We start from the raw sequence: 14,097 nt of genomic DNA on the forward strand, positions 1-14,097 counted from the left end.
GGTAGAAGCATATTGGGATTCATGTATGCCTGCTAAAGTATAGAGTATGAAAAAAGGACTGGCACTATTGACAATAGGGTTATTGCTATCATGGTCATCTATGATGGGGCAAGATACCTATCGTGATACTTTTAGTTCAACGTCCTATTCCAATAACAATGGAAATCAAAACTTCTCTGGTAATTGGACCGAAGTAAGTGATGACGGCAGTGCGAGTGGTGGAAGGATAGAGATTGTTAGTAATGAGCTGGAATTCAATAACCTTGATGGTAGGACAATTAGTAGGGCACTCGATATATCAGGAGCCTCCAATGCCGTTCTAACACTGAATTACGATGCAACCTCTAGGGGTAATGAGTCACTTTTGGTACAACTATGGAATGATAATACCTCTTCCTATGAAACGGTTTTTACCATTAACAGTGCTATCACCGGAGCTATCACCTATGACCTGACAGCGGATCAAATTTCTGCCAACTCTTCAATAAGGTTTGTAGGAGGTGATTCAGGTTGGAATACAAGTGAGACCATAACAGTAGATAACATATTAATTGCAGCAGCTTCATCAGGTTGCGAAATAATAAGCTCCTCACCAGGTTCGGCGATAAACGATTTTACTACTCTAAACTCGACTTTAAGTGGCTTTGCAACAGGAGTAATAACCGATGTTAATATTACTTTGAATATAGAACATACATGGGATGATGACTTAGAGATAAGCCTGACCAGTCCGGGGGGAACAACGGTTGTTTTAACCACCGATAATGGAGGTAGTGGAGATAATTATTCAGGAACGATCCTTGACGATGCAGCTGGAACGGCAGTTACTGCGGGTTCAGCTCCTTTTACTGGAGCTTTTTCTCCGGAAGGAAATCTTTCAGATTTTAATGGGGAGGATCCTAGTGGCACATGGACTCTCACTATATATGATGATGCTAGTGGAGATACAGGAACATTAAGTGGTTTTGCCATTCATATTTGTAGCAATGCAGCGACACCAACGGATTTGGCTGTGACCAAAACAGTGGATGATGCAACACCAAAGGAAAACAGCAATATCACCTATACACTTTCAATTGCAAACAATGGCCCTATAAATGCCACCAACGTTAGCGTTACTGATATTCTTCCTCCAGGCGTTACTTATATTAGTGATGATGGTACATATAACTCCTTAACGGGAGTTTGGACAGTTGGGAGCCTTAATAATGGAGCTTCAGCAACTTTGAATATTGTAGCTAGTGTTAATGGAGGTACAAATGGTGCAACAATTACAAATACGATAACATCCGTAGTGGCCGATCAATTGGATAGCAATGCAACCGCGGATGATTTAAGTGAGTCTATCGTACCCACTGCAGATCAACCACAGGTTTTGACAGTTACTGGTGATCAACAATATTGTCCGGGTACATCACAACCCATTGTAGAAACTGTTAGCCTTACAGACCCGGATGACACCACGACAGATGCGATATACATACAAATTTCTTCGGGATATATCAACGGTGAAGATTTATTGACGCTTACCGGAACACACCCGAACATTACAGCAACTTGGGATGCAGTGGAAGGAGAGCTTACCTTGCAAGGTCCAACGACCTTTGCTGAGTTTGAGACTGCAATCCTTGCGGTTGAATATTCCAGTAGTGCCGGTAGTCCCTCAGGTACAAGACAATTTTCTATTACACCAGGTACAGCAAATTATTTACCGCCAACAGGACATTATTACGAATTTATAGCCAACCCGGGAATTTCTTGGACTGCAGCACGTGATGCCGCAGCTTTACGAACATATTTTGGACTACAAGGATATTTAGCAACCTTGACCTCACAAGCCGAAGCAGATTTTTCTGGTTCTCAAGCACAAGGAGTTGGTTGGATAGGAGGAAGTGATGCAACTACAGAAGGTGTTTGGAACTGGGTGACAGGTCCTGAAGCGGGAACTAATTTTTGGAATGGTGGTGTTGGTGGAACTACGCCCAATTTTGCTTTTTGGAATTCAGGAGAACCAAATAACGCAGGGAATGAAGATTATGCACATATTACAGACCCATCAGTTACAACGACCCCAGGCTCCTGGAATGATTTACCTGAAGCTGGAGGCGGGGGAGCATATGCTCCTCAAGGTTATATTGTTGAATACGGAGGAACAACAGGCGATCCGGTGTTAAGCATTACTGGCGTTACCACGCTTACAATTGATAATGTCGCACCTACAGCAAGTAATCCTACCCCTGTAACAGTTTTTTGTTCAGCGGATGTACCCGCCTCAGACATTACCGTTGTTACAGATGAAGCAGATAATTGCACAACTAATCCAACAGTAACATTTATTGGTGATTCCAGCGATGGTGGAAGCAACCCAGAAATTATAACGAGGACGTATAGAATAACTGATGACTCAGGAAATAGCGTTGACGTAACCCAAACAATTACGGTGAGCCCAATCACAATTGACACCCAACCAAGTGACCAAATTGTTGCCTTGGGTAACAATGGGACATTTACGGTAGGTTCAACCAACACCGATACCTTTCAATGGCAGGTCAGCACCAATGGTGGTGGAAGCTTTGCTGATGTTTCAAACGGAGCTGAGTATTCAGGAGTTACAACCGCTACCCTCTCAGTTTTATCTCCTGGCTTGACCAAAGATGGATACGTCTACAGGGTAATTGTTTCAAATTCAACTGGAACTTGTCCTTCAATTACCTCTTCGGGAGCTACATTGACCATTGCAATTGACAGTGACTCTGATGGAATTTCCGATATCACAGATTTGGATGATGATAACGACGGAATATTGGACTCGGTTGAATCTCCAAAAACAGTATTATGGGTTACAAACGGAACCCCCGGGACTGAAGAACAAAATACAATTGATAAACTAACAGCTCTGGGATACACGGTTACAGTAGTTGATGATAATGTTGGCGGAGATGCGAATAATTTTGCTGTGACATTTGTTTATGAAGATGTTTTTAGCGGAGATGCCTTTGCAAACGTTGCAAACATGACTACTACGGTAAATGGTGTTATTACAAGTGAACCAGCATTACACGATGAAATTTTAGGAGCTGCCTCAGGTTCAAACGGCTCATCAACCGCGATTAATATAGTGGATAATACACACCCAATAACCTCGGGTTTAGCTTTAGGAAATTATACCATCGGTGACGCCCGGTATTATGGGAATGGTTTAACCACTGGAACAGTTTTAGGCCAGGATCCAACTGCAGGTGAAGGCTCTTTAGTAATTTGGGAGCAAGGCGATGCGATGGAGGTTGGAACCGCTCCAGGTAAAAGAGGAATTGTACCTCACTCAAATGAAGGAGGAGGTTTCGATGCGGCAGGTGAAGATTTGTTGGTAAATGTTATCATATGGGCCGGAGCAATTGACACAGATAATGATGGTGTCTATGACGATTTAGACTTAGATAGTGATAACGATGGCATTTATGACGTTGTAGAAGCTGGTCACGATCAGACGCATTCTGGAGGTAGACTTACTGGTGCTGTTGGTACAGATGGTGTACCGGATAGCGTGCAGGCTAGCGGTCAAGAAAACAGCGGAACGGTAAACTATACGATTTCAGATTCAGATTCAGATGGAAATGATGATTATACAGAAACTGATAGTGATGCAGATGGATGTAATGATGCAGATGAAGCCTATGCCAATGTCAATGCTGATGCTGACGATAACGGTACATATGGTACTGGAACACCTTCAATAAATGCTGATGGATCCGTTCAGGGTGCTGCCTATACTGCTCCTGCGGATGGAGATACAAATACAGTTTTTGATTTTCGTGAAGCTTCAATTGCCCCTGCGATATCAGTCCAGCCTGTTGACGCTGCAACCTGCCCAGGTTGTGGTACTACCTTTACCGTAACCGCTACAAATGCAGATACGTTCCAATGGCAACGATTTAATGGCGCTACATGGGACGACATTTCCGATACCGGAATTTATAGCGACTCAGGAACCAATACACTCACCATAACGAACCCGACAACAGCAAATAATGGAGAGCAATATCGGGTTCTGGTTTCCAATTCAGCTTACATCTGTAGTTCAGAAATCTCAAACACCGCCGAATTGACCATTAGGGTCTCCAGCGTGATTACCAACCGAAGGATTACCTACAGGGTAAATAGAGATTAATTTTAACAAAAAAATGGCGCTTTTATGGGAGGTTTTGTAGCCTCTAAATAGTGCATTTTCCCTTTTTCAACAATCACCTGAGCTACTGAAATTACTGGTTTTATCGACCAATTACTCTCGAAAAACCCGAAATTTATTAGGCGATGACCTCACAATTTAACCACTATACATTAGTAATTCAGACATACACAACAAATATTTTATTCCCCTATAGGTAAAGGTAATTTTGTAAAGTGTAGTAGTGTTCAAATTTCTGAACATGGAGACGCTACGCGTAGAATAAGCATAAAAGATTACATAAAACACATGCCGACAATGTCATTTAACGTTAACCTCATGAAAAAGAGCATTATAGTCGTTACGCTTCTATTTTTCTCTGGATTTGCGTATTCACAAACCACGGTAACATTGCAAGATCAATGCAATTGCGAAGTATTGAGTGGTACAGCTGTATCGAGTCCAGGAGCTGTTGCCCCAGGTGGCGCAGATGCTGGAGATTTATATGTGAACACCAGCACTGGAACAATCTTTTTTTGGGATGGAGATTCTTGGGAATTAACTTCCACAGATGACCAACAACTTACCGGATTCACCTTCAACGGAGCAACCAACGATTTGACATTGACGTTGGAAAATGGAGGAAGTGTGAATGTTGATTTAAGTAGTCTAAGTGATACGTTAACGGATACAAATACAACAATTACCTCTTTTGGAATAGATGCGACCAATACAAATTTGGTTATTACCGATTCTGACACCAATACCTTTGCGGTAGCCTTGGCTGATATTGCTGCATTGATAGATACCGATGATCAAGATATTAGTACCGATGGTACGGCAGGAAATATAAGTATAGATGATGGCAGTACTATAGTACTTAATGTAAACGATGCCGATGCGGATCCTACAAACGAACTCAACACAGCGGTGGGCCTAACGGGCACCTCGATAACGGTGACCGATGCAGGCGGTACCTTGAGCCAGGACCTTGATGGTACCTTTGCCACGGATGCGGAACTTGCAGCACTGAACACGGACGATGCGGATGCGGACCCTACGAACGAACTGAATACGGCAGTTGGCCTAACGGGCACCTCGATAACGGTTACGGATGCAGGCGGAACCCTGAGCCAGGACCTTGACGGTACCTTTGCCACCGATGCGGAACTTGCGGCCCTCAATACTGACGATGCGGATGCGGACCCCACGAACGAACTCAACACAGCGGTTGGCCTAACGGGCACCTCGATAACGGTGACCGATGCAGGCGGAACCCTGAGCCAGGACCTTGACGGTACCTTTGCCACGGATGCGGAACTTGCGGCCCTCAATACTGATGATGCCGATGCGGACCCCACGAACGAACTGAACACAGCAGTTGGCCTTACGGGCACCTCGATAACCGTTACGGATGCAGGCGGAACCCTGAGCCAGGACCTTGACGGTACCTTTGCCACGGATGCGGAGCTTGCGGCACTGAACACGGACGATGCCGATGCCGATCCCACGAACGAACTCAACACAGCGGTTGGCCTTACGGGCACCTCGATAACCGTTACGGATGCAGGCGGAACCCTGAGCCAGGACCTTGACGGTACCTTTGCCACGGATGCGGAACTTGCGGCACTGAACACGGACGATGCCGATGCCGATCCCACGAACGAACTGAACACAGCGGTCGGCCTAACGGGCACCTCGATAACGGTTACGGATGCAGGCGGAACCCTGAGCCAGGACCTTGACGGTACCTTTGCCACGGATGCGGAGCTTGCGGCCCTCAACACGGACGATGCCGATGCCGATCCCACGAACGAACTGAACACGGCAGTTGGCCTTACGGGCACCTCGATAACCGTTACGGATGCAGGCGGAACCCTGAGCCAGGACCTTGACGGTACCTTTGCCACGGATGCGGAGCTTGCGGCACTGAACACGGACGATGCCGATGCCGATCCTACGAACGAACTCAACACAGCGGTGGGCCTTACGGGCACCTCGATAACGGTGACCGATGCAGGCGGAACCCTGAGCCAGGACCTTGACGGTACCTTTGCCACGGATGCGGAGCTTGCGGCACTCAACACGGACGATGCCGATGCGGACCCCACGAACGAACTCAACACAGCGGTGGGCCTAACGGGCACCTCGATAACGGTTACGGATGCAGGCGGAACCCTGAGCCAGGACCTTGACGGTACCTTTGCCACCGATGCGGAACTTGCGGCCCTCAATACTGACGATGCGGATGCGGACCCCACGAACGAACTGAACACAGCGGTTGGCCTAACGGGCACCTCGATAACGGTGACCGATGCAGGCGGAACCCTGAGCCAGGACCTTGATGGTACCTTTGCCACGGATGCGGAACTTGCGGCACTGAACACGGACGATGCCGATGCCGATCCTACAAACGAACTCAACACAGCGGTTGGCCTAACGGGCACCTCGATAACGGTGACCGATGCAGGCGGAACCCTGAGCCAGGACCTTGACGGTACCTTTGCCACGGATGCGGAGCTTGCGGCACTGAACACGGACGATGCCGATGCCGACCCTACGAACGAATTATCACAGATAGGAGCTGGTACTCCTGCAGTTACAGGAGCTACAGCCAGTAATATAGGTGAGACCTACGTGGATTCCACAACAGGACAATTATATGTATGGGACGGAGCAGCTTGGACACAAGTAGGAGGTAATGCCTCTCCAGATGCAGATCCCGACCCCACGAACGAACTCAACACAGCGGTGGGCCTTACGGGCACCTCGATAACGGTGACCGATGCAGGCGGAACCCTGAGCCAGGACCTTGACGGTACCTTTGCCACGGATGCGGAACTTGCGGCCCTCAATACTGATGATGCCGATGCGGATCCTACGAACGAACTCAACACAGCGGTGGGCCTAACGGGCACCTCGATAACGGTGACCGATGCAGGCGGAACCCTGAGCCAGGACCTTGACGGTACCTTTGCCACGGATGCGGAACTTGCGGCCCTCAATACTGATGATGCCGATGCGGACCCCACGAACGAACTGAACACAGCGGTCGGCCTTACGGGCACCTCGATAACGGTGACCGATGCAGGCGGAACCCTGAGCCAGGACCTTGACGGAACCTTTGCCACGGATGCGGAGCTTGCGGCACTGAACACGGACGATGCGGATGCGGACCCTACGAACGAACTGAATACGGCAGTTGGCCTAACGGGCACCTCGATAACGGTTACGGATGCAGGCGGAACCCTGAGCCAGGACCTTGACGGTACCTTTGCCACTGATGCGGAACTTGCGGCACTGAACACGGACGATGCGGATGCGGACCCGACGAACGAACTCAACACAGCGGTGGGCCTAACGGGCACCTCGATAACGGTGACCGATGCAGGCGGTACCTTGAGCCAGGACCTTGATGGTACCTTTGCCACGGATGCGGAACTTGCAGCACTGAACACGGACGATGCGGATGCGGACCCTACGAACGAACTGAATACGGCAGTTGGCCTAACGGGCACCTCGATAACGGTTACGGATGCAGGCGGAACCCTGAGCCAGGACCTTGACGGTACCTTTGCCACCGATGCGGAACTTGCGGCCCTCAATACTGACGATGCGGATGCGGACCCCACGAACGAACTCAACACAGCGGTTGGCCTAACGGGCACCTCGATAACGGTGACCGATGCAGGCGGAACCCTGAGCCAGGACCTTGACGGTACCTTTGCCACGGATGCGGAGCTTGCGGCACTCAACACTGACGATGCAGATGCCGACCCCACGAACGAACTGAATACCGCCGTTGGTATGAATGCAGGTAGTGTAGAAGTAACGGATGCAGGAGGCACCCTTTCAACATCGCTTATCAGTACAGATGCCAACAATGACCTTGCTTCTGGTACAGATGGAGCTTTGTACCTGAATGTAGCCTCTGTGACCATTTCGGAGACCATCACCAATATTGCGGACAATAGTGATGGTACCTTCACCTATACAAATGAATCAGGAGCTCCACAGACAATCAACAAATCTGCACTTACAGATAATCTTGATGGTACGTATACCTTTGATAATGGAGATGGCGGACCTATTACATTCACTGGAACGGATAATGTAAACGATGCCGATGCGGATCCTACAAACGAACTCAACACAGCGGTGGGCCTAACGGGCACCTCGATAACGGTTACGGATGCAGGCGGAACCCTGAGCCAGGACCTTGACGGTACCTTTGCCACGGATGCGGAGCTTGCGGCACTGAACACGGACGATGCCGATGCCGATCCTACGAACGAACTCAACACAGCGGTGGGCCTAACGGGCACCTCGATAACGGTGACCGATGCAGGCGGAACCCTGAGCCAGGACCTTGATGGTACCTTTGCCACGGATGCGGAGCTTGCGGCACTGAACACGGACGATGCCGATGCCGATCCCACGAACGAACTGAACACAGCGGTTGGCCTTACGGGCACCTCGATAACCGTTACGGATGCAGGCGGAACCCTGAGCCAGGACCTTGACGGTACCTTTGCCACCGATGCGGAACTTGCGGCCCTCAATACTGACGATGCGGATGCGGACCCCACGAACGAACTGAACACAGCGGTTGGCCTTACGGGCACCTCGATAACGGTGACCGATGCAGGCGGAACCCTGAGCCAGGACCTTGATGGTACCTTTGCCACGGATGCGGAACTTGCGGCCCTCAATACTGACGATGCGGATGCGGACCCCACGAACGAACTGAACACAGCGGTTGGCCTAACGGGCACCTCGATAACGGTGACCGATGCAGGCGGAACCCTGAGCCAGGACCTTGATGGTACCTTTGCCACGGATGCGGAGCTTGCGGCACTGAACACGGACGATGCCGATGCCGATCCTACGAACGAACTCAACACAGCGGTGGGCCTAACGGGCACCTCGATAACGGTGACCGATGCAGGCGGAACCCTGAGCCAGGACCTTGACGGTACCTTTGCCACGGATGCGGAGCTTGCGGCACTCAACACGGACGATGCCGATGCGGACCCCACGAACGAACTCAACACAGCGGTGGGCCTAACGGGCACCTCGATAACGGTGACCGATGCAGGCGGAACTCTGAGCCAGGACCTTGACGGTACCTTTGCCACCGATGCGGAACTTGCGGCCCTCAATACTGACGATGCGGATGCGGACCCCACGAACGAACTGAACACAGCGGTTGGCCTTACGGGCACCTCGATAACGGTGACCGATGCAGGCGGAACCCTGAGCCAGGACCTTGATGGTACCTTTGCCACGGATGCGGAACTTGCGGCCCTCAATACTGACGATGCGGATGCGGACCCCACGAACGAACTGAACACAGCGGTTGGCCTTACGGGCACCTCGATAACGGTTACGGATGCAGGCGGAACCCTGAGCCAGGACCTTGACGGTACCTTTGCCACGGATGCGGAGCTTGCGGCACTGAACACGGACGATGCCGATGCCGATCCTACGAACGAACTGAACACAGCGGTTGGCCTTACGGGCACCTCGATAACCGTTACGGATGCAGGCGGAACCCTGAGCCAGGACCTTGATGGTACCTTTGCCACGGATGCGGAGCTTGCGGCACTGAACACGGACGATGCCGATGCCGATCCCACGAACGAACTGAACACAGCGGTTGGCCTTACGGGCACCTCGATAACCGTTACGGATGCAGGCGGAACCCTGAGCCAGGACCTTGACGGTACCTTTGCCACGGATGCGGAGCTTGCGGCACTGAACACGGACGATGCCGATGCGGACCCCACGAACGAACTGAACACAGCGGTTGGCCTTACGGGCACCTCGATAACGGTTACGGATGCAGGCGGAACCCTGAGCCAGGACCTTGACGGTACCTTTGCCACGGATGCGGAGCTTGCGGCACTGAACACGGACGATGCCGATGCCGATCCTACGAACGAACTGAACACAGCGGTTGGCCTTACGGGCACCTCGATAACCGTTACGGATGCAGGCGGAACCCTGAGCCAGGACCTTGACGGTACCTTTGCCACGGATGCGGAACTTGCGGCACTGAACACGGACGATGCCGATGCCGATCCCACGAACGAACTGAACACAGCGGTCGGCCTAACGGGCACCTCGATAACGGTTACGGATGCAGGCGGAACCCTGAGCCAGGACCTTGACGGTACCTTTGCCACGGATGCGGAACTTGCGGCACTGAACACGGACGATGCCGATGCCGATCCTACGAACGAACTGAACACAGCGGTTGGCCTTACGGGCACCTCGATAACGGTTACGGATGCAGGCGGAACCCTGAGCCAGGACCTTGACGGTACCTTTGCCACTGATGCGGAGCTTGCGGCACTCAACACGGACGATGCAGATGCCGACCCCACGAACGAACTGAATACCGCCGTTGGTATGAATGCAGGTAGTGTAGAAGTAACGGATGCAGGAGGCACCCTTTCAACATCGCTTATCAGTACAGATGCCAACAATGACCTTGCTTCTGGTACAGATGGAGCTTTGTACCTGAATGTAGCCTCTGTGACCATTTCGGAGACCATCACCAATATTGCGGACAATAGTGATGGTACCTTCACCTATACAAATGAATCAGGAGCTCCACAGACAATCAACAAATCTGCACTTACAGATAATCTTGATGGTACGTATACCTTTGATAATGGAGATGGCGGACCTATTACATTCACTGGAACGGATAATGTAAACGATGCCGATGCGGATCCTACAAACGAACTCAACACAGCGGTTGGCCTAACGGGCACCTCGATAACGGTGACCGATGCAGGCGGAACCCTGAGCCAGGACCTTGACGGTACCTTTGCCACGGATGCGGAACTTGCGGCCCTCAATACTGATGATGCCGATGCGGACCCCACGAACGAACTGAACACAGCAGTTGGCCTTACGGGCACCTCGATAACCGTTACGGATGCAGGCGGAACCCTGAGCCAGGACCTTGACGGTACCTTTGCCACGGATGCGGAGCTTGCGGCACTCAACACGGACGATGCCGATGCGGACCCCACGAACGAACTCAACACAGCGGTTGGCCTTACGGGCACCTCGATAACGGTGACCGATGCAGGCGGAACCCTGAGCCAGGACCTTGACGGTACCTTTGCCACGGATGCGGAACTTGCGGCCCTCAACACGGACGATGCCGATGCCGATCCCACGAACGAACTGAACACGGCAGTTGGCCTTACGGGCACCTCGATAACGGTTACGGATGCAGGCGGAACCCTGAGCCAGGACCTTGACGGTACCTTTGCCACGGATGCGGAGCTTGCGGCACTGAACACGGACGATGCCGATGCCGATCCTACGAACGAACTCAACACAGCGGTGGGCCTAACGGGCACCTCGATAACGGTTACGGATGCAGGCGGAACCCTGAGCCAGGACCTTGACGGTACCTTTGCCACGGATGCGGAGCTTGCGGCACTGAACACGGACGATGCCGATGCCGATCCTACGAACGAACTCAACACAGCGGTGGGCCTAACGGGCACCTCGATAACGGTGACCGATGCAGGCGGAACCCTGAGCCAGGACCTTGACGGTACCTTTGCCACGGATGCGGAGCTTGCGGCACTCAACACGGACGATGCCGATGCGGACCCCACGAACGAACTCAACACAGCGGTGGGCCTAACGGGCACCTCGATAACGGTGACCGATGCAGGCGGAACCCTGAGCCAGGACCTTGACGGTACCTTTGCCACCGATGCGGAACTTGCGGCCCTCAATACTGACGATGCGGATGCGGACCCCACGAACGAACTGAACACAGCGGTTGGCCTTACGGGCACCTCGATAACGGTGACCGATGCAGGCGGAACCCTGAGCCAGGACCTTGATGGTACCTTTGCCACGGATGCGGAACTTGCGGCCCTCAATACTGACGATGCGGATGCGGACCCCACGAACGAACTGAACACAGCGGTTGGCCTAACGGGCACCTCGATAACGGTGACCGATGCAGGCGGAACCCTGAGCCAGGACCTTGATGGTACCTTTGCCACGGATGCGGAGCTTGCGGCACTGAACACGGACGATGCCGATGCCGATCCTACGAACGAACTCAACACAGCGGTGGGCCTAACGGGCACCTCGATAACGGTGACCGATGCAGGCGGAACCCTGAGCCAGGACCTTGACGGTACCTTTGCCACGGATGCGGAGCTTGCGGCACTCAACACGGACGATGCCGATGCGGACCCCACGAACGAACTCAACACAGCGGTGGGCCTTACGGGCACCTCGATAACGGTGACCGATGCAGGCGGAACTCTGAGCCAGGACCTTGATGGTACCTTTGCCACGGATGCGGAACTTGCGGCCCTCAATACTGACGATGCGGATGCGGACCCCACGAACGAACTGAACACAGCGGTTGGCCTTACGGGCACCTCGATAACGGTGACCGATGCAGGCGGAACCCTGAGCCAGGACCTTGATGGTACCTTTGCCACGGATGCGGAACTTGCGGCCCTCAATACTGACGATGCGGATGCGGACCCCACGAACGAACTGAACACAGCGGTTGGCCTTACGGGCACCTCGATAACCGTTACGGATGCAGGCGGAACCCTGAGCCAGGACCTTGACGGTACCTTTGCCACGGATGCGGAGCTTGCGGCACTGAACACGGACGATGCCGATGCCGATCCTACGAACGAACTGAACACAGCGGTTGGCCTTACGGGCACCTCGATAACCGTTACGGATGCAGGCGGAACCCTGAGCCAGGACCTTGATGGTACCTTTGCCACGGATGCGGAGCTTGCGGCACTGAACACGGACGATGCCGATGCCGATCCCACGAACGAACTGAACACAGCGGTCGGCCTTACGGGCACCTCGATAACGGTTACGGATGCAGGCGGAACCCTGAGCCAGGACCTTGACGGTACCTTTGCCACTGATGCGGAGCTTGCGGCACTGAACACGGACGATGCGGATGCCGACCCTACGAACGAACTCAACACTGCGGTCGGCCTAACGGGCACCTCGATAACGGTTACGGATGCAGGCGGAACCCTGAGCCAGGACCTTGACGGTACCTTTGCCACGGATGCGGAGCTTGTGGCCCTCAATACGGACGATGCGGATGCGGACCCGACGAACGAACTGAACACAGCGGTTGGCCTGACTGGCACTTCCATAACTGTGACGGATGCAGGTGGAACCCTGAGCCAGGACCTTGACGGGACCTTCGCCACGGATGCGGAATTGGCTGCAGTAGCAGATGATGACGTAAGTGTTACAAATACAGTAGCCGGGAACCGTATTGCAACAATTTCAGAAGCTGGTATAACAGCAGTTGATATTAATGAGACTGTAACATCTTTATCTCAAAGTACTACAACAGGTGTAATTAGCTATACTGACGAAGATGGTGGAACACCGGAAACGGCAAATGTTGTAAGTACAGATACAAATAATGAACTTACTGTTGGAGCAGACGGAGGTGCGTCTTTTGAAATGGCAGATTTGGATGTAGATGGTGATGGCGTTTCAGAGGAGACGGTAGATGATGCGATGGCAGATATCACAAAGATAACGGCCACAGCAGGAAGAATCTTTTATCCTCCATCAATAGCTATAGATGTATCAGCTTATACTGGAACACCAATTTTAAATGAGACCATCGATTTATATGCCCAATATACAGCACAATTTGGAAGCCCAATGGTAAGAAGTGATGTTGGAGGGGCGGATGAAGCTCCAGCAGCGTTACCAACTTATGCATCGGGTCAACTCTATTATTACGTTACATTTTTTGATAATACGGTATTTGCTAATGTAGAGATCGATGCAGCTGGTATGATGGAGTATGATATTATTGGTGCTCCGGCAGATTATAACTCCTTGATCAATGTAGTATTTGTAGTTAAGTAATAAATAAT

The 14,097-nt window shown here is 51.9% G+C and carries 2 protein-coding genes; both read left to right on the forward strand.

Features of this window, described 5'->3' with window-relative positions:
* The first annotated feature begins 46 nt into the window (after positions 1-46).
* On the forward strand, positions 47-4,168 hold the full coding sequence (locus ACOKFG_RS08200; RefSeq protein ID WP_298794567.1) for a proprotein convertase P-domain-containing protein: 4,122 nt from the start codon (positions 47-49) through the stop codon (positions 4,166-4,168).
* Positions 4,169-4,504: 336 nt separating this feature from the next.
* On the forward strand, positions 4,505-14,089 hold the full coding sequence (locus tag ACOKFG_RS08205; protein WP_422862169.1) for a beta strand repeat-containing protein: 9,585 nt from the start codon (positions 4,505-4,507) through the stop codon (positions 14,087-14,089).
* Positions 14,090-14,097: the final 8 nt, after the last annotated feature.

Source organism: Flagellimonas rhodophyticola (genome assembly GCF_049332665.1).
GTDB lineage: Bacteria > Bacteroidota > Bacteroidia > Flavobacteriales > Flavobacteriaceae > Flagellimonas.